The following is a 17,236-nucleotide window of genomic DNA, read 5'->3' as shown; positions in this document are numbered from 1 at the left end:
ACTCCTTTTCCTATTTAGGCACCTCTGTCCTCCACCAATGACATGATTGGATACAGTTCATTGTAGTGTTTGTGCATAAACAGCGCGTTTCCCTCATTATAAAGCCGTTCAGCGATGCTGTCAACAATCGGCGTCAGCATACGCTCGTGGGCGCATTGCACGGGCGAAATGTCGTGCACAACCTCATCACCCTCGCGCCGTAAAGTATCATAAGCGTAATTGCAACGCGTGCGGATGGCACATTTTTGACATGGCTCTGGTGGCGTGGCACCTTTACCGAGCAAGAAGTCGAGTTTGATTTGGTCGATGCCGTTGAATACATCGCCAATGGAAAATTCGGAATCGTCAATGTGCCGCGACGCCAAGTACAATTTGCCGTCGGGCGCAACAGACAGTTGGTTCTGCATCATTTGCCGCCTATCCTCATGGTACTTTTCGCCTTTGAGGTGCGATAAGATTTTCATATCGAAGCTCGATAGGTAAAACTTCTCTTCGTCCGCTGTCCATTGGGCGTAGAGTTCGCCCATCTTGCGGTATTGCTCTGCAAAGAGTTTCAGCTTTTCGCGCGTCCACGGCGCTTTGCGGTCATAATTCACGCCGACGGTGATGTATTTGAATCCCTTATCACGCAAATATTGTACTGTTTCGCAGACGCGGTGTACCGTTGACGGATCGGTCACACTCATGCCGACGGCGTAGGGCTGATATTGCAGCAACAGCGGGATTTTTTCTTCCAGCACGGCAAACGAGCCACGTCCGTCAGGAAACAAGCGACAATCGTCCTGCGCTTTGCCGTCATGAGAAAAGGCAATTGTCAAGTTGACCTTTTGCGCGAATTTTAAAAACGCCTCGTCCAACAATACGCCATTAGTCGTCATCTTATAATAAAACGTATGATTTTCGTGCTTTTTTATGCCCTGCGTATAATCGACAACGTCGTAAATCAACTGCCGCTCTAGCAATGGCTCGCCGCCATAAAAAAGCAATCCAGACGATAATTTGCACGATTTGGCGAAATCTGCCGCCGCAAACGCCACGTCACGCGACATCCGCTCAGGTCCGAGTGCGACAAAGCAATACGAACAGCGCAAATTACATTGGTTTGTCATATGCAAACTCAAGTGCATGAGGTTGCTCCTTTCATGCAGAGGCGACAGATTGCCGCCCTGCGTCTTGATTATAGCACGCCGTCAGCGCGAAGTTGGTCGATAAATACTTGGGCTTGAGAGATAATTTCGTCGCGCGCCACCTCTCGTGCCTCTTCTTTTTGCAGTTCAATATCGGCATCCCGGTCAAACTGCCAAATATCTTGCCATGTCGGCTCAATAACGCCTACGGCGATGTCATTATATTCGTCATTAAACGCCTCTAATATTTTCTCTGACGGCCAGCGCCAGTTTTCGTTAAACACAACACCCACACGACGTTCAGCATCAAAAAAAGTTAGCTCAACCGTTTCGCGTTCGCCCCAATGCTCCACTTCCACACCGTATTCAAACGGTTCGGCAGTCAAATTCAACCCCACCGCTTCCAGCTGCACACGAATAATCCCCAATGTTTCCTGTTCAGTCATATGCACGACATAATCGGGCGTACCACCTTCCCCGCCATGAAAAAATCGTTCACCTACGTTACCAAATGAATTAAAAATACCACAGCCGGACAGCAGCGTCACGCCGATTACACCCGCGCAAGCAATGACAGCTACGTTCTTCTGCCAGCGTGAAGGCAGCTTTTGCAGTTGTTTTGGTTTTTCTGCGGCTAATGGCGGTAAGCTTGGCGGGATGTAGGTTTCCATTGGTTGTAAATCGAAGAAATCGTTATTGTTCACGGGCATCCTCCTTTGTCAATCTATCACGTCGGCGGCGCGAAGTTGATCGATAAACGCTTGGACTTGAGCAGTGAGATTGGCATGCAATTCTGAACGCATACGCTCTTTGTCTTCGGATGATACAACATCCCCTGTCGGTTGCGGGTCATCCCAAGACCAATCCACTTCCCAGCCCGACCACACCATTTCACCAGGCGAATAGAATACTTTCACAATTATGTCATCTAATTGCCTTTCAATGTACGGTGCAAGCCATTGCGCGTGTTCCCGTCCGTGAGGTAAAAATCCCATGTTTGTATATTCGCCGGGAAGCAACATAACGGCAACGCCGTGCTCGGCGTCAAACAAATCAATTTGAGGATGGTCAAAGCCATATGAATATTCAAGCCGCGATAATGCCGGCGGCGCATCGCCAAGGCTAAGTCCCGCCGCTTCCAGCTGTGCACGGATGCGCCCCAAGGCCTCTTGCTCGGTTAAATAGACGACGTAGAATGGGCCGCCGCCACCGCCGCCCCAATGCATTCTGCCTTGCAGTTCTTTATAAGGCGGATAGTTCGTCGGTGCGTTCGGATCGGCAGGCGCACGGTTTGGGCAGTCCTCATTGTGGTAGGGTAGCTTAGGGTCACAATAACAAGGTTCGACAGGCACTTGCGCGCCGCCAATGCCGTTGCCGCCACACCCCGATAACACAGACAGCCCCATCATGCCGGCACAAGCGATTACCGCCGCATTTTTCTGCCAACGTGCGGGGAGTTTTTGCAGTTGTTTGGGCTTTCTCTCGGTTAATGTCGGAAAACTCGGCGGCGTGTAGGCTTCCATTGGTTGCAGGTTAAACATATCATTCATGGTGCGTTCCTTTCATGTGGGGCGAGTAATCGCCCGCGATAAAACAACTACATATAGATAGATGCCCGCAGGCCATCCCTACAAGATGCCGTTACGGCGCAAGTGCATGATAAATGTTTGTACTTCTTCAACCAGTTGCTGGCGCAAATACGGCGCAGCAGATTCTTTGGTTTCGTCAATACGTGCATATTTCTCTCTGTCTGAAATTTGCTCATCATCCCAACGGCAAGGGATACCCTCAACGCTTTGACCTGGCAGCCAAAAAGCACCGACGGTAAGGTTGTGTTGGTCGGCGAATAATCCTGATACGCGCCCCCCGCCCATAGCAATGCCAATGCGGCGCTCGGCGTCAAATAAACTCAGCCCAAAATTAGTAACATTCCGTGTAAAATCGTCTTCCACTCCAACTTGATAGTTCGGCACCTCACCATCTAAGTTCAATCCTGCGTCTTGCAACATTGTGCGAATTACACCCAATGTTTCTTCTTCGGTGAGATGTACGACATACCATGGTCCTGAGCCGCTCCCACCCCAACTTACGCGATAGTCTAGGTCTTGCATATATTCGCTCAAATCAGGCGGTGCGTGAAATACGCCATCTTTGCGTAGTTGTTCAATAAACGCCTGCACTTGTTTGCGCAATTGGTCACGAAGTTCACGTTGCGCTTGACTTATGTCATACGTATCAACATGCATTCCCGGGCTGTAAAATACACCGACACGCATGTCAGGCAGCTGTGTGGCAAAGAGTTCACGCACTATATCGGGGCTTGTTTCCTCACAACGCCAAAAGCGCCCTTGCGATAATTCATAGCTGTTGATTTTTGGAATAAACGCAACGCCAATTTGTTTTTCGGCATCATAAAGTCCGAGTGAAAGTTCTCGCGTATCGCCCCAGTAATCTTCAACGGTAATTGTGTTGTCCGACGGCGTTGCCCCCATGCGAAGCCCTGTACGTTCCAGTTCCTCGCGAATAACAGATAACGCCTCTTCTTCGGTTAAGTACACCACATAGAACGGCGCAGACCCCGAGCCGCCGTGTGTGAAGTGATAGTATGTCGGCTCAAGTGACCAACCGCTCGACCAATACGGTTCGTCAACCGGCGTAGCTGCGCGCTCACTATCACTGCACCCCGTCAACATTGACAATCCCATCACACCTGCACACGCAAGCACCGCGGCGCTTTTCTGCCAACGCTTAGGCAACTTTTTCAATTGCGCAGGCCTGCCCGCATCCAACGTCGGCAGACTTGGCGGAGTGTAGGTTTCAATCGGCTGCAAGCTAAATAACTCGTTGTTGTTCATGGGTTGCTCCTTTCGTGTGTGGATGCTGTCATAGACGGCCAATGGCCGCCCCTACTACTGGGCTACGAAAAGGGATGATATATGTAACACAATCGAACAGAGGAAAAAGTTGCGCTTTGATAAAATTATACCACAAAACAGGCGCGCTGTCCATTTGAAAAATTTATTGAAGAAATTTGCAAAAAGGTCTGTACATCTGCTAAAAAATAAGTATAATGTGTAAGGGCGGACTATCTTCGTCCGCAAATTATTACACAGCACCTGCGGGCGAACGCTGTTTGCCCCTACAAGCAAGGAGGAATTTTCTATGCATCAAAAACTACAAATCGCCATCATCGGTTGCGGCAGCATCGCCAACGGACAACACATTCCCGCGTATTTAGCCAACAACACTTGCGAAATTAAGTATTTCTGCGACATCATTCCTGAGCGCGCTGACCGTGCGGTCAGCGCACACGGCGGCAAAGCCGTCTATGATTATCGCGAAATTCTCAACGACCCCGACCTCGACGCCGTCAGCGTCTGTACGCACAACAACAACCACGCGCCCATCTCGATCGATTTTTTGAACGCCGGCAAGCACGTCTTATGTGAAAAACCGGCGGCCCGCACCTATGCTGATGCGCTCAAGATGCAAGAGGCACAGCACAAGACGGGTAAAGTGCTAAATATCGGCGTCGTCAACCGTTTCAATACGGCTGTCAACCGCATTCGCGACATGGTCAACAACGGTGACCTGGGCGAAGTATATGCCATTTACGGCAGTTTCCGCGCCCAACGCTCCATCCCCGGCATGGGCGGCGATTTCACCACCAAAGCCGTCAGCGGCGGCGGTGTGTTGATTGACTGGGGTGTACACGTTCTTGACTTGATTATGTACATCTCGGGCGACCCACTGCCTAAAACAGTGAGTGGTCACACTTTCTGCAAACTTGGCAAAAATATGCGCGATTACGTCTACACCAGTATGTGGGCGGGCGAGCCGAAATATGACGGCACATACGACGTTGACGACTATGTGACGGGTATGATCCGCACCGAAGGTCCAACCATCACCATCAATGGCGCATGGGCACAAAACGTGTCCAGCCCAGGCATTTATATTGAATTCATGGGCGATAAAGGCGGCGTACACCTCAACTACGGTGGCGATTACACCTTCTTTACCACCCGCGACGGCGCGCTGATTGAAGAAAAGCACAGCTACGTTGAGACCGATATGTTCAAAAACGAAATCAACGCTTTCTTAGATTGTATCCGTTCAGGCGAAAAAATCGCCAGCCATATCGACAATGCCGTTATTACCTCAAAAATCATGCAGGGATTGTATGATTCGAGCGACGCAGGCAAGGAAATACAGTTTTAACACAGAGCTGCCAAGTAGGCGATCGCCAAAATTGGAGTGCATAAAAACTTTTGCGTAGTTGTCGAAGACAACGAAGACGAAAGTTGACGCATCAAAATTTTGACGTTTAGTCGCCGTACACGAGGCGCGATATGAAAGGAGCACTTATCATGCCAAAATCCATCGGCTATATCGACTACTATCTTGATGAATGGCACGCCAATAATTATCAGCGTTTTATCAATGAGGCGGGGTTCGGCGATGAATTTCAAGTCACCCACGCTTACGGCGTGATTGACTACCCCGACTACGGCAACTCAAAAACATGGGTAGACGGCAAAGGCTACCAATACGTTCCCGGCGCAAAACAGGCACTCAGTACTGATGAATGGTGCGCAAAAAACGACGTAATGCGTGCCAGAAGCATTGCCGAAGTTGTCGAGAAATGTGACTATATCGTTGTGTTCTCACCCGACAACACCGAACTCCATGAAGCCTTGTGCCAAGTGCCGCTACGTTCGGGCAAGCCTATCTTTGTCGACAAGGCATTCGCCCCCGACAAAGCAACGGCTGAGCGCATTTTTGCGTTGGCCCAAGCGCACAATACACCGCTGTTCTCATCATCATCATTGCGGTTTTCCAAAGAGATGGCAGCCATACCACGACAAAACATTGAATACATCGGCGTACGCGGCAACGGCGACCATCACGACTACATTATCCATATGCTTGAACCGCTTTATGCCATCATGGACGCGCATCCCACACACTTGATGGTGCAAAGCAGCTTGAAGACGCATATCGTAACGTTCAAGTATGCCGACGGACGGCTTGCCACCATTCAGATGGCATCAGGCGGCTCTGCAGAGAATCCCTTTGAATTCGGCGCCATGGTGCGTTATATGGATGACAATATGCATGTCACTGATTTTTCGGGATTCTTTGAGGGATTCATTCCTGAAATGCTCAAGTTTTTCCGTACAGGCCAATCACCGGTCAAAGCAGCAGATACCATCGCCATCGCCTCGGCATATGGCACAAGCAAACAAGGAATTCTACAGCCGGGCGTTTGGCTTGAATTGTAAGAACTGCTTGTTGTTGGGGCGGCAGGTTGCCGCCCCAACAACATAAATGATAAAACCCTTGACAACCCTTTCCATTCATGTTATATTATATGTTCCTGCGCAAATTCACCGAGGAGGTAACTCGACATGGTACGCACCTTTCAACCTAAGAAACGACACCGCAGCAAAGTGCATGGCTTTCGCAAACGTATGAAAACACGTAGCGGGCGTAAAGTGTTGGCATCACGCCGCGCGCGAGGCCGCAGTCGTTTGACGCACTAATACGGAGGAACGGGGTGCTGCTAACGCATCCCCTGCACGTATGAATTTCACTATTTCATTGCGGCAAAACCGCGACTTTCGGCGTATGTACGCCAAGGGCGACAACAAGGCGGGACGCTGCGTTGTCGTCTATGGGCGCACCTCGCGACGCGAACATAGCCGCGTTGGCATTACCGTCAGCACCAAAGTAGGCAATGCCGTCACGCGCAACCGGGCGCGTCGACGCATCAAGGAATGCTATCGCCGCAATGAGGACAAGTTTAAAGCCGGCTGCGATATTGTATTTGTAGCACGTGTGCGAGCGGTGAGCATCCCATATGCCGAACTGGAAAACGAAATGCTGACCATTTGCCGCAAACTGGGTTTATTGCGATAAGAACAGCAAAGATGAAAAAGATTTTATTGGCCATTATTGGCTTTTATCGTCGAAAAATTAGCCCCGGACTGCCAAGTCGGTGCCGATTTTTGCCGACATGCTCGGAGTACGGTACGCTGGCGATTGAAAAATACGGTGCGGGCAAAGGCTCGTGGCTGCTAATTAAGCGCTTTTGCAAATGTCATCCCTTTTATCGGGGCGATGTATTTGACCCCGTGCCCTAACGAAGTAAACAGGAGAAACCGTTACCATGTTTGATATTTTCTACAATTTATTTGGCAATTTATTGCGCATTCTTTATGATTTTACGTCTAGCTATGGACTGTCTATCATTTTGTTTACTTTCATTACACGTATCGTATTTGTTTACTTCAATGCCAAATCGCGCAAATCGATGCTCAAAATGCAGCGATTGCAGCCCAAGCAGAAAGAAATTCAAGAAAAGCATGGAAATGACCGTGCCAAGGCGCAACAAGAAATTCAACAGATGATGCAGGCAGAGGGTGTAAACCCTATGGGCGGCTGTCTGTGGCAAATAATTCCCTTGCCCATTATGTTTGTGTTGTTTCGGATTTTGCAACAACCGTTGGCATTCGTATTAAACCTTCGAGGCGATGTTATCAGCGGTATGGGTAACCTCTTGATTAACATGGGATTGATTGAAGGCAGCACACACACACATGCGGCTATTACCAACGCTGTGTCCGGCAATGTCTCGGCGATACAAGATTACATCAGCCAAATCGCACAAAATGGCTATGTCTATTTTTACAATGCATACGGCGCCCCTCATTTTGAGGTAAGTGCTGAGGCACTGGGACAAGCAACCGAGCAAATTGCCGGTTTTAATCATTCATTCCTTGGTATTGACTTACTTGTCAATCCCCAACTGGCATCATTTACCATCATCGTACCAATTTTGGCAGCAGCGGGTGCTTTCTTAGGTGCACATTTGGCACAAAAATGGTCGAAACAAGAACGCGCAGCCAATATGCGCTTTATGTTCATGCTTATGCCGCTTGTGTCATTTTATTTCTCGCTTATGTGGCCGGCCGGTTTGGGCTTGTACTGGATTGCAGGCAGTGTTTACGGTATCGGACAAGACTTTATCTTGACCAAGCGCGCGTTGAAAGAGCTAGAGTCTGAGGATGCAAAAAAAGCTGAGATTGAAGCCCGGCGCAAAGCCGCTGAAGCTGCAATGAAAGAGGAGCAGCGCAAGCGGCGCGAAGAAGAATACGCCAGCGGCAAAAAGAAAAAACCGACCAATTATAAGTTAAAGACAAAACCACCGAAACAGAAGCCACCGCAGGATGAAGAGTAAATTACGTCGGGAGGATTACGACATGGATAAAATCAAAAGCATTGAAGTCGCAGGCAAAACCGCTGATGATGCCATTGAAATCGGCTTGCAGCAGTTAAACCTTTCACGCGATGACGTTTCTGTTGAGATACTGGAGCGCGCCAAGAGCGGATTTTTGGGGTTTGGCGGTGTACAAGCCCGAGTCAAATTAACATTTGATGAAAATTTAGTTTCACCCGAAGTAGCAGCATCGCTTGTTGCTCCTAACCCTGAGATTGTTGAACCGCCAAAGCCTAGCAAGAAAATCGAAAAGCTTATCGAAAAAGAAGCTTCAGCTATTTCGGAAAGCATCCAAGCCAAAACAGAACAATTTTTGAGCGGTCTATTGTCACATATGAATATGACGGTCGATTTCACGATAACAGAGACAGATGACGGTCATTTGCGCGTCGATATTTCAGGCAGTGATGCCGGGGCTGTTATCGGCCGGCGAGGCGAGACATTGGACGCATTGCAGTATATTACTTCACAAGTAATCAACCATGGCGAGCAAACGCGAGTGCGCGTCAACATAGATGTGCAGGGCTATCGTCAAAAAAAGGAAGAGACACTGATTGCCGAAGCAAAGCGTGTTGCTGACAAGGCATTGAAGTATCATAAAAATTTCATTATGGAGCCAATGAACTCTTTTGAACGGCATGTTGTACATACGGCATTGCAAGAAATTGAGGGCGTAGAAACCTCCTCGGTCGGGCGCGACCCGCAACGTAGCGTTGTTGTGTTATCTATTGCGGGCGGCCAGCCGGCAAACGTCAACCACGCTGTACACGGCAGCCGCAATCGTTCCGGCGGGCATGGCAACCATCAGCGCCCACAACATCGTCGGCCCGGCATGGCACGCCCTTTGCGTGACGACGAATAGAATCCAGCAAAGTTACGGGCGACTAGAAGACCGTCCCTACGACCAACACTTCACGCCTGCCCTCTAAAAAATTAGGGCTTGCAAAATACACCCGTTTAGGGTATACTATTATTATATCTACAGAAAAGGTGGCGTTTCACATGTTTGGATTAACCACAAGCAATACTATTTTCGTCATTATTCAGTTGTTGGCGTGCTTATTTTTGGTGACCGTTATTATCGTACAGTCGGGCAAACGCTCGGGGCTTTCAGGCGCAATTGCAGGCGTGGCTGATTCGTTTATGAGCCAAAACAAGGCGCGTACATGGGACGCGCGACTGGCCCGTATTACCAAATGGGTGGCGGTGTTGTTCGCTATTGTAACAATGCTGCTCAACATTCGGTTAGGATAATTAAAATAAAAATATAGGAGGGCGTCTCTATGAAATCGACCATTCTTTTCCTGGTCAAAATGGCAGCAATCCTCGCCATCGTCAGCACGGCGGTAGTGTTGATTGTCAAGTATCTCGACACGATTGTCGCATGTTTCCAAAAAATCAAAGGCAAAATTTGCTCCATCGGCGGCGGTTGCTGCGACAGTGAAATCGCCTACGATGACATTGATTTGGAAGACATCTGCCTCGATCCGGCCTGTCCCTGCGAATAGTTAATTAAAAATCGGCAGATAGAAGTGAGTAGTGGCGGGTACAGCCCGCTTTACTGCTCACTTCTCACGCTCACTGTTATAATAACTTCGAGGTGTAGCGCAGTTTGGTAGCGCACCTGGTTTGGGACCAGGGGGCCGCAGGTTCGAATCCTGTCACCTCGACCATTTTCTTCCAAATCGTTGTCATATCAACGGTTACAGCGATTCCGCAACACATTTGCAACACATAAAATTCGATTGCTTGTACAACAAACGACACGTCAATTTCGGCGTGTCGTTTTTGTTAGTTTTTGCGATTTGGTTGTTATTGATGTATAATTTAGGCAACAATGATAACGAGGTCATCAAACTTGTAACAGTAGCTAATAACAAATATACCGCCTATGTACCCCACCGCACTATATAAATCAATGCGCATAGAGAAAACAATGCTATGCGTTTTCTGTTATTCTATCACCTTTTTTATCGGCATAGAAACTCCTTTTACATCGTAATCACTTCAACTACGCACTTATCTAACGCCAACCTTAAATATGCTGGCTCTGCTTAGTAAGCCTCAAACACATCATTCTGCGCCTGCTCAAAACAACGCACAGCGTCAGGACGGAACAGAATACCGCTGTTTTTACTGATATAATCAACTACTTTTTTAGCGTTCCTCTTTTTGACCCTGCCATCGCCCATAATCATGTCTACCGAATCGGCAATCGCGCAGATGTTGGCATGTAATGGTATTGCATCATATTCCAACGCATGGGGATAGCCCTGCCCGTCATATCGTTCACGGCAGCCGCGCACGGTTTCAAAAATAACGTCACGAGATTCCGGCGATAAACACTCTGTTTGCATATGGTCGTTTAGTTCCTTTTCCGCTGCAATAGGGCGACGCTCTATATCGTTACGCGCACGGTAAATGCCGATTTCATGGTAGTATCCGGCTTTGAATAGAGCGGCGCGGTAGCTTGACGGGTCTAACCCATTAGGCAATCGCTCCTCCGGCACATATTTGGCCAAAATGCGGGCCACCTGCGCCACACGATAGCTATGTTGGATAATATAATCAGGAAGATGATTAAAAATAGCGTTCAAGCGATCATTCTTTTTGTATAGGATGGCGTTCATACGATATTGTTCTTTTTTCTTCACTATGTAAGCCTGTTTCATTTGTACCTCCTAAGTATACGGTTTTTACGGAGAACAAAGCGGCCGGAAAGACCCTAACCAAACCAGCCGCCTTGTCCAATCCTTCTCCCAAAGGAAAGAGAAAGTATATATATGAACCCCCACCGACAGCAGGAGGACATACCAAAAGGGTCAAAAATAAATAGCGGACTGTAACACTAACTCTCTCTGCCGAGATTTTCGGTTACAGTCCGCCATTTACTATGTAACAAATGCCTTTATGCGGTACTGTATATTTCTCTTATTTAATTTTTAATGGCCAAAGTACCTATGCCTGCGCCTAGACCTTTTGCCTGCCACAAATGTTGTGACTAACCCTAACAAGCTAATCACCATCACTGTAATCCATAATCCAAAGTTACGGTTATCGCCTGTACCCGGATTATCAACGTCGGGTCGGTCAGTCCCGCCCGGCCAGTTGGGGTCGCGTACCGATATATGCGTATTGGTAATATTATGACCGTCGATGGATTTATCGTAATCTACAACATATTCCTCGTCCACCGTCCACACAATCACGTTGCCGTTGGCGTCGTATTTGTTAACCTCAAACGCAAATCTCCAATGGTCGTTGGCGGTCAGTAAGAATGACTTGTAACGCTCGCCATTGGCGAAGATAATGACAGTGATAGAGTCGGGCTGCCCGGATACAGGATTTCTGCCGTGATTCCAGTATTTACGCCCCTCTATAAGCACCGTGCCGGTCGGCGGCGGCGGAATATCGTCTTTGCGGTTGGTGATGGTAAAGCCGGTCTCTGCGCTGCCGCTGATAGACTCGGTGTAGCCTTCCGGCACGTTTAATTCGTCCACCGTCCATACAGGGCCTCTGTCAAGCCTTATCCATATATGCTGCCATGTATTGGCGGCGTTGAGGGTGACAGGCTCGCCGTAGGCCACGCCGTCACGATATAGTTGAACTCGTACATAAGTCGGACGGTCTGGGCTGTTGCCATCTTGCCAAACCTTACGGACTGAAATATCTATGTGCCTGTAACCCGTATATCTGTTGACAATATCAAAGCCGTGGTATTCCGGCGTCCACCCCTCGACCGGCAATTCCACGATGGTATACACAATCTCGTTGCCGTCTGCGTCATACTTAGGAAGATTTTCAAAGGTGAAGTGCCAGTTGCCGTCTGCATCCGGCGTGACGACTGTCTCGGCGGCGATAATATCGCCGTTCATCAAACGCACTGTGATTGACGTAGGTAGGGTAACGGTGTGACCACCGTTGTCCCACGTTTTCGTGCCGCTGATGTCGATAGTCCACATGCCATCAAAGCGGTTGGTGAACTCTGCCAAGATGCCGTAACGGGTCGTGCCGTGACCGTACTCTACATGGATTAGGCTAAACCCATCTGTCATAACCTCGGTGATGGTGTACATCACGCCGGCAGGAACGGTGAATGTTCTGACTTGCCCCGCCGTTAGGTAAAACTCAATCGGATCTTGCCCCTCGACTTCTAAGATAAAGTAAAAGCGCTGATTAGGGTCGGGCATATTGCCCTCAACGATTTTAGTGATACTGATTTCCACGTCGTCCGGCGGTTCGGGTTCGGTGTGGTTGACGAAGTTTACAACCGTTTCCACATTGCCTGCGATGATACCGTTTGCCGTAACAATGCTTGCGATATAGCCTTCTGCCGGATGCTCAACCACCGACCATGCTGTACCGTGGGGAATATCCTCAAACAATTCATATTCGCCGTCCCGCAGCGTGAATGTATGCTCCACGCCGCCGATCACAACGGTAAAACTAAACTCGGTATCTGAGCCGCCCGGCACTTCTTTGGTAATCCGCAGACTGCCGTATTCATCCTCCAAATCTTCGTCCCATACATTGATGAAAGGCAACAGAACCTCCACGCCTCTGACGGCAATCACGCCTTTGTAATAAATGATGTTTGCGATATAGCCGTCAGTCGGCGCTTCAGTTACTGTAAACTCAGTGCCGAGTGGAATGTTATTCAGCACCCATTCTTCGTCGTGGCGCAGCGTAAACGTATGCACCACCCCGCCGACAACGGCGGTAAATTCAAACTCAGTGTCAGACATCGTGCCGACAACTTCTTTCGTCACGCGCAGGCTGCCGACCTCGGCAAGCCATGTGTTGGTGAACAGGACAATGCGCTCGTCCTCATCTCCTGTAATCGTACCTTGGTGGTTGCTACTTGACACATCAAAGCCCGGCACAGGCAACTCGGTGACGGTGTAGGTAACGCCTACGGGGATATTGCGGAACACTGCCGATTGACCATGCCGCAAAGTAATAATGTCGCCGCTGTAAACCGTGTATTCATCGCCCGCGTCATTGATTCTGAATGTGTGCGGCCCGCCATCGCTGAATGTTATTCTAAATTCAAATTCCTGTTCAAGCAAGAAGTCGGGCAACTCATCGCTGCCATCGTACATTTCAACCACTTTGGTGAGTATCAAGCCGCCGCGGATGCGCGGATTATATGCTCGTACAACAGCGTCTGCGCCGAGAGGGCTGTCGGCATATATCGTAAAGGGAAAGCGCCGGATTTCGTTGCCGTATTCATCTAACGCAAAGGTGAAACCGGGCGCGGGCTGCCATTCATAGAAATAATAGTCGCCGGGAAGCATATTAGGGATAACGATGCGCCCGTCCGCGCCGGTGAGCCTAATGCCGCCAATTTGGGTAGAGCTGCCGTCCTCGTTCACTCTAAACAGCAAGAACTGCGCGCCCGCAACGGGAATATCCGTTACCCCGTCGTAACCATCTAACTCATGCTTTTCTAAAATGGCGTTGGTTTGCCCCGGCCCCTCAAATTCATTTGTTCTATGCTGAAAGGGATTGACCCATGCCAACGTGGTGGTCATAACAGCCGAGGCCACGAATATGCAAGCAAAGACAAGGCAAGTTATCTTATGCCATAGCCAACTCTTTCTTTCTTTGTTATCTGTAAAAGTCATGTCTTCACCTTTTCCTTACCAATACAAATTCATTCAGTGCCTTATCTACCAAGCGATATGTATGCCCATGCTTTATATGTCCTCTGTAACTTGCCAGTACATTCTGTACTTTATCTAAATCTATACGCCCATGCGCATAGCCAATTTTCAATTTAATTAACCGCTTCTTAAATCGTTTCTTCGTGGCGGTTTTCAATTTGCGGATTACCTTTCCGCTGTCTGATAAGTATATATGGAATCCGACAAAATCAACGCCGTTCTTTATCGGAAATATTTGCGTTTTTTCGTTCAAAGTCAATGTTAACTCGTCAGCCGCAAAGGCGCGGATCGTGTTTAGCACCTCTTGCAAATGTTCTTTGCTCTCATGTACAAGAATCAGATCGTCCATATATCTGATATAGTGCTTTATGCGTAACTTCTCTTTTATCAATCTGTCTAATGCGTCGAGATAATACAATGCAAACCATTGACTGGTCTGATTGCCCAACGGAATACCTTTGCCCGGAGTTCCCTCTGTGTGATAGCTGTCGATAATCATAAACAGCATTCTCAAAACTTCTTCGTCCTTGACGACCCGTACCAACTTGCTTTTCAAAACATCGTGGTCAATACTTGCAAAATATTTGCTGATGTCACACTTTAAGAAATATCCTTTTGCGCCGTGCGCTTTGTGATGCTCGCTCATAAATTTTGTCAAGCGCCCCAACGCAAAATGCGTTCCCTTATTTATTTGACACGCCGCGTTATCATAAATAAGCCGTTTCTCTATAATCGGGCGTAGTATATTTATGCACAAGCAGTGGTTGACAACTCTGTCTTTGTAGTATGCCGCGTATACCATACGCTTTTTCGGTTCGTGAACGGTGAAGTTATAATAGCCGCTCACCGTATATTCTCGGCGTTCTAACATCTCTTGAATGCGCGCCAAATTTGACCCCATGTTCAGTTCGAATTTGATGACTTCACTTTTATGGCGTTTACTTTTGCGCATGGCCATGTGCGCTCGGTACAAGTTGTGAAAATCACAAACTTTATCATACGTCATTCGATAAAAGATATCCTTTTCAATTCGTTCGGCATTGCCTTACATCTTTCAAATTCAATCTTTCAATTTACAATATGTCTTTTGCCAGTGGTAGAGCAATGCCCATGCCTTTTGCGGCGAAATTTCGTCTAAATCGAGAGACTTCAACTCGCTCAGAATTGACGAAACATCAGGCTGAACGGACTGCTTTACTTTTTGTGCCGCCTTTTCGCTTTGTTCATTCTCGAATTGGATTACAAATGCCTCGTATTCCTCATCACTCACAGGGACTGCGGGAGATACGTTTTCATTCGGACGGATGATTGCCGTCACTTCACGATGCTTCACATCGCCAAACTCCGATGCACCGTCCGCTTGGTCACATATCGCCACGGTATAACCACTCTCAGCAAGAGTCTGTGCGCTTTCTTTTACGACCGACGGCGGAACACCGCAAGCGGGAACATTGCCCGCGCCAATCGTTCGGCTGATCACCTGCGTACCCAAAACCTTATTCGCGGCATACGCGTCCTTTTCCACCATCACATAAAAGCCGCCTATTCTAAACATCAAGATAGTTTCAGGGTTTTGTGCTTTAATGTGAGTATACTGCATTAACAGCGGCTTTTCCTTTGGCATAAAGCCCTCCATAGATTAAAGATTCAAGATTAACCATTGACAGGGGAACATGCCGATTCCTCCGTATATGTAGCACGTTCCCACATGTCAGAAAACAAGCTCTTACGTCCTGCGTCCCAACAACCGCCAATATGTATTTTTCCGAAAGACTTGCTTTGCGAAAGGGAAACAGATTCCTTTACCCCGCGTACTGACCGTCCGAGCATTCGGATAGGTTTCTGACTTACACCTTCACCGTCTTGGGCGAAGGTCGAGGTAAATCGGGACGAGGACCCCTGTTGGCATTCGCAACGGAATTGTTCGCATTCGTATTGCCATTCGTATTCACGTTGCTCGCAATCGTAGAGGTACGCCCGGCTGAGCGAGTCCACCAATTGCCGTTTACAACCTATTCCCCACTGTCAACTCAGTTGACAGTTGACAATGTACAGTTGATAGTTATTATGTTATAATCAAAGCACCTTAAACCGATTACATAACAGCCGCAGAATACAACAGTATAAATGCCGGCTGTTCCGAACTAAACAAAATGCTAATCTCAATCGTAAAAACTAAAAAACAAAACCTTCAACTATAAACTATAAACTGTAAACTCTCAACTGTCAACTGAGTTTGCTTTCCCATTTCTTCTTATCGCTGTTGGCCCATGCACCCAGCAGCCTTTGACAATCCAGCGTTTGCTTGGATATTTGCTCAAAATGCTGCGGCAGGATACATTTTTGTTCCAACGCCATTTGAGAAACAAAAGCCATAATCTTCAGCTCAGTCAGCGCCGTATGCTGATATTCTCGGCGCTTTTGCAATTTCTCTCTTAATCCGGGATTTGACAAAAAGACTTCGTTTGCCCGGTAAACGTTTTCGATAACATTCAATGAGAGATTTTGTATCCGGCTGACAAAGGTAAAGCGGAACTGCTTAGGACATCTTTGCGTGACCTCAAAAACATAAGAACACAAATCTTTTGCTTTCGTTACCACTGTCAGCTCACTTTGCCTTTGCATAAAAAACCTCCGGTTTTTTTAGTTGACAGTTATGGTATCGCCTTACGGCGATGAATATTTAATTTGTATCCGTCTGCGGCGCAGACACCACAACTATCAACTATAAACTGTAAACTCTCAACTGTCAACTGAAAATCACAAGGGGGCGGCTCCCGCGGGAGCCGTTGGGGGAAGTATCCCCCAAACCCCCTCTTTCAGATTGTGATCTAAAACCTGTCGCCTAATTTCTAACCTGTTACAGGATTAAAAGATTAATCGATTACAGATTCAAGATTGACCCACAAAGCGGGACGAGGACCCCTGTTGGCATACGCAACGGAATCGTTCGCACCCGTATTGCCATTCGTAGACACGATGCTCGCAAGCGTAGAGGTACGCCCGGCCGAGCGAGTCCACCAACCGCCGTTACCCGCACGCCAAGGAGCAGCACCCAAGTGAGTGTAAGCACCCTTGCTTTGTGCGTACGCGGTGGTAAGAGCCATGCCGTTTGTGACCATATTGGCATTCCACAGCATGTCGGGTTGTTGACCCATTTG

General features: G+C 48.2%; 19 protein-coding genes and 1 tRNA gene. 10 read left to right on the top strand and 10 right to left on the bottom strand.

What is annotated here, in order from left to right:
- Nucleotides 1-14: 14 nt before the first annotated feature.
- The 4 genes from FWE06_09305 to FWE06_09290 all read right to left on the bottom strand — a co-directional run bounded on the left by FWE06_09305 (nucleotide 15) and on the right by FWE06_09290 (nucleotide 3,982).
- Nucleotides 15-1,127: a radical SAM protein gene (locus FWE06_09305; GenBank protein MCL2547356.1), complete on the bottom strand. Its 1,113-nt coding sequence runs from the start codon at nucleotides 1,125-1,127 to the stop codon at nucleotides 15-17.
- Nucleotides 1,128-1,177: 50 nt separating this feature from the next.
- The gene (locus tag FWE06_09300) at nucleotides 1,178-1,831 is read right to left on the bottom strand and encodes a hypothetical protein (protein MCL2547355.1); all 654 of its coding nucleotides are present in this window, start codon (nucleotides 1,829-1,831) and stop codon (nucleotides 1,178-1,180) included.
- Nucleotides 1,832-1,846: 15 nt separating this feature from the next.
- Nucleotides 1,847-2,677 carry a hypothetical protein gene (locus FWE06_09295; GenBank protein ID MCL2547354.1) on the bottom strand — a complete coding sequence of 277 codons (831 nt, stop codon included), beginning with the start codon at nucleotides 2,675-2,677 and terminating at the stop codon, nucleotides 1,847-1,849.
- A 78-nt stretch (nucleotides 2,678-2,755) separates the two neighbouring features.
- Complete coding sequence (locus FWE06_09290) at nucleotides 2,756-3,982, bottom strand: hypothetical protein (protein MCL2547353.1); 1,227 nt, start codon at nucleotides 3,980-3,982, stop codon at nucleotides 2,756-2,758.
- Nucleotides 3,983-4,289: 307 nt separating this feature from the next.
- Here FWE06_09290 and FWE06_09285 point away from each other — a divergent pair, with 307 nt between their 5' ends.
- The 10 genes from FWE06_09285 to FWE06_09240 all read left to right on the top strand — a co-directional run bounded on the left by FWE06_09285 (nucleotide 4,290) and on the right by FWE06_09240 (nucleotide 10,082).
- The gene (locus tag FWE06_09285; protein ID MCL2547352.1) at nucleotides 4,290-5,348 is read left to right on the top strand and encodes a Gfo/Idh/MocA family oxidoreductase; all 1,059 of its coding nucleotides are present in this window, start codon (nucleotides 4,290-4,292) and stop codon (nucleotides 5,346-5,348) included.
- Between the two features lie 149 nt (nucleotides 5,349-5,497).
- Complete coding sequence (locus FWE06_09280) at nucleotides 5,498-6,412, top strand: Gfo/Idh/MocA family oxidoreductase (protein ID MCL2547351.1); 915 nt, start codon at nucleotides 5,498-5,500, stop codon at nucleotides 6,410-6,412.
- A 126-nt stretch (nucleotides 6,413-6,538) separates the two neighbouring features.
- Nucleotides 6,539-6,673 carry a 50S ribosomal protein L34 gene (gene rpmH / locus FWE06_09275; GenBank protein ID MCL2547350.1) on the top strand — a complete coding sequence of 45 codons (135 nt, stop codon included), beginning with the start codon at nucleotides 6,539-6,541 and terminating at the stop codon, nucleotides 6,671-6,673.
- Nucleotides 6,674-6,713: 40 nt separating this feature from the next.
- Nucleotides 6,714-7,049 (top strand): ribonuclease P protein component, encoded by a 336-nt coding sequence (rnpA, locus tag FWE06_09270; GenBank protein MCL2547349.1) that lies wholly within the window; start codon nucleotides 6,714-6,716, stop codon nucleotides 7,047-7,049.
- 11 nt (nucleotides 7,050-7,060) lie between these two features.
- On the top strand, nucleotides 7,061-7,273 hold the full coding sequence (gene yidD, locus FWE06_09265) for a membrane protein insertion efficiency factor YidD (protein MCL2547348.1): 213 nt from the start codon (nucleotides 7,061-7,063) through the stop codon (nucleotides 7,271-7,273).
- 26 nt (nucleotides 7,274-7,299) lie between these two features.
- A complete protein-coding gene (locus tag FWE06_09260) occupies nucleotides 7,300-8,370 on the top strand; it encodes a YidC/Oxa1 family membrane protein insertase (protein MCL2547347.1) in 1,071 nt (356 codons plus the stop codon).
- Between the two features lie 22 nt (nucleotides 8,371-8,392).
- Nucleotides 8,393-9,271: a protein jag gene (locus FWE06_09255; protein ID MCL2547346.1), complete on the top strand. Its 879-nt coding sequence runs from the start codon at nucleotides 8,393-8,395 to the stop codon at nucleotides 9,269-9,271.
- Between the two features lie 140 nt (nucleotides 9,272-9,411).
- Nucleotides 9,412-9,663 (top strand): preprotein translocase subunit SecG, encoded by a 252-nt coding sequence (gene secG, locus FWE06_09250; GenBank protein MCL2547345.1) that lies wholly within the window; start codon nucleotides 9,412-9,414, stop codon nucleotides 9,661-9,663.
- A 29-nt stretch (nucleotides 9,664-9,692) separates the two neighbouring features.
- Nucleotides 9,693-9,917, top strand: a complete 225-nt coding sequence (locus tag FWE06_09245) for a hypothetical protein (protein ID MCL2547344.1) — start codon at nucleotides 9,693-9,695, stop codon at nucleotides 9,915-9,917.
- An 88-nt stretch (nucleotides 9,918-10,005) separates the two neighbouring features.
- Nucleotides 10,006-10,082 (top strand) — tRNA-Pro (locus tag FWE06_09240).
- Nucleotides 10,083-10,463: 381 nt separating this feature from the next.
- On the opposite strand, the gene FWE06_09235 is transcribed toward FWE06_09240, so the two are convergent.
- The 6 genes from FWE06_09235 to FWE06_09210 form a co-directional block, all read right to left on the bottom strand.
- On the bottom strand, nucleotides 10,464-11,081 hold the full coding sequence (locus tag FWE06_09235; protein MCL2547343.1) for an HD domain-containing protein: 618 nt from the start codon (nucleotides 11,079-11,081) through the stop codon (nucleotides 10,464-10,466).
- 270 nt (nucleotides 11,082-11,351) lie between these two features.
- On the bottom strand, nucleotides 11,352-14,036 hold the full coding sequence (locus FWE06_09230) for a Cna B-type domain-containing protein (GenBank protein ID MCL2547342.1): 2,685 nt from the start codon (nucleotides 14,034-14,036) through the stop codon (nucleotides 11,352-11,354).
- A 4-nt stretch (nucleotides 14,037-14,040) separates the two neighbouring features.
- Nucleotides 14,041-15,081, bottom strand: coding sequence for an RNA-directed DNA polymerase (locus FWE06_09225; GenBank protein MCL2547341.1), 1,041 nt, complete (start codon nucleotides 15,079-15,081; stop codon nucleotides 14,041-14,043).
- A 54-nt stretch (nucleotides 15,082-15,135) separates the two neighbouring features.
- The gene (locus tag FWE06_09220) at nucleotides 15,136-15,699 is read right to left on the bottom strand and encodes a hypothetical protein (GenBank protein MCL2547340.1); all 564 of its coding nucleotides are present in this window, start codon (nucleotides 15,697-15,699) and stop codon (nucleotides 15,136-15,138) included.
- Between the two features lie 602 nt (nucleotides 15,700-16,301).
- Nucleotides 16,302-16,700 carry a four helix bundle protein gene (locus FWE06_09215; protein MCL2547339.1) on the bottom strand — a complete coding sequence of 133 codons (399 nt, stop codon included), beginning with the start codon at nucleotides 16,698-16,700 and terminating at the stop codon, nucleotides 16,302-16,304.
- A gap of 251 nt (nucleotides 16,701-16,951) precedes the next feature.
- The coding region (locus FWE06_09210) for a DUF6273 domain-containing protein (GenBank protein MCL2547338.1) at nucleotides 16,952-17,236 on the bottom strand (285 nt) is incomplete at its 5' end.

The sequence above is a fragment of the Oscillospiraceae bacterium genome, from assembly GCA_009780275.1.
GTDB lineage: Bacteria > Bacillota > Clostridia > Oscillospirales > UBA929 > WRAI01.
The sequence above is the reverse complement of the archived record's forward strand: the minus strand, read 5'-3'. Positions and strand labels throughout refer to the sequence as shown.

Coding starts and splice junctions, on each gene's coding strand:
- FWE06_09305 (MCL2547356.1), bottom strand. CDS start 1,127: ATGCACTTGAGTTTGCATATGACAAACCAATGTAATTTGCGCTGTTCG.
- FWE06_09295 (MCL2547354.1), bottom strand. CDS start 2,677: ATGAATGATATGTTTAACCTGCAACCAATGGAAGCCTACACGCCGCCG.
- FWE06_09290 (MCL2547353.1), bottom strand. CDS start 3,982: ATGAACAACAACGAGTTATTTAGCTTGCAGCCGATTGAAACCTACACT.
- FWE06_09285 (MCL2547352.1), top strand. CDS start 4,290: ATGCATCAAAAACTACAAATCGCCATCATCGGTTGCGGCAGCATCGCC.
- FWE06_09280 (MCL2547351.1), top strand. CDS start 5,498: ATGCCAAAATCCATCGGCTATATCGACTACTATCTTGATGAATGGCAC.
- rpmH (MCL2547350.1), top strand. CDS start 6,539: ATGGTACGCACCTTTCAACCTAAGAAACGACACCGCAGCAAAGTGCAT.
- rnpA (MCL2547349.1), top strand. CDS start 6,714: ATGAATTTCACTATTTCATTGCGGCAAAACCGCGACTTTCGGCGTATG.
- yidD (MCL2547348.1), top strand. CDS start 7,061: ATGAAAAAGATTTTATTGGCCATTATTGGCTTTTATCGTCGAAAAATT.
- FWE06_09260 (MCL2547347.1), top strand. CDS start 7,300: ATGTTTGATATTTTCTACAATTTATTTGGCAATTTATTGCGCATTCTT.
- FWE06_09255 (MCL2547346.1), top strand. CDS start 8,393: ATGGATAAAATCAAAAGCATTGAAGTCGCAGGCAAAACCGCTGATGAT.
- secG (MCL2547345.1), top strand. CDS start 9,412: ATGTTTGGATTAACCACAAGCAATACTATTTTCGTCATTATTCAGTTG.
- FWE06_09245 (MCL2547344.1), top strand. CDS start 9,693: ATGAAATCGACCATTCTTTTCCTGGTCAAAATGGCAGCAATCCTCGCC.
- FWE06_09235 (MCL2547343.1), bottom strand. CDS start 11,081: ATGAAACAGGCTTACATAGTGAAGAAAAAAGAACAATATCGTATGAAC.
- FWE06_09230 (MCL2547342.1), bottom strand. CDS start 14,036: ATGACTTTTACAGATAACAAAGAAAGAAAGAGTTGGCTATGGCATAAG.
- FWE06_09225 (MCL2547341.1), bottom strand. CDS start 15,081: ATGACGTATGATAAAGTTTGTGATTTTCACAACTTGTACCGAGCGCAC.
- FWE06_09220 (MCL2547340.1), bottom strand. CDS start 15,699: ATGCCAAAGGAAAAGCCGCTGTTAATGCAGTATACTCACATTAAAGCA.
- FWE06_09215 (MCL2547339.1), bottom strand. CDS start 16,700: ATGCAAAGGCAAAGTGAGCTGACAGTGGTAACGAAAGCAAAAGATTTG.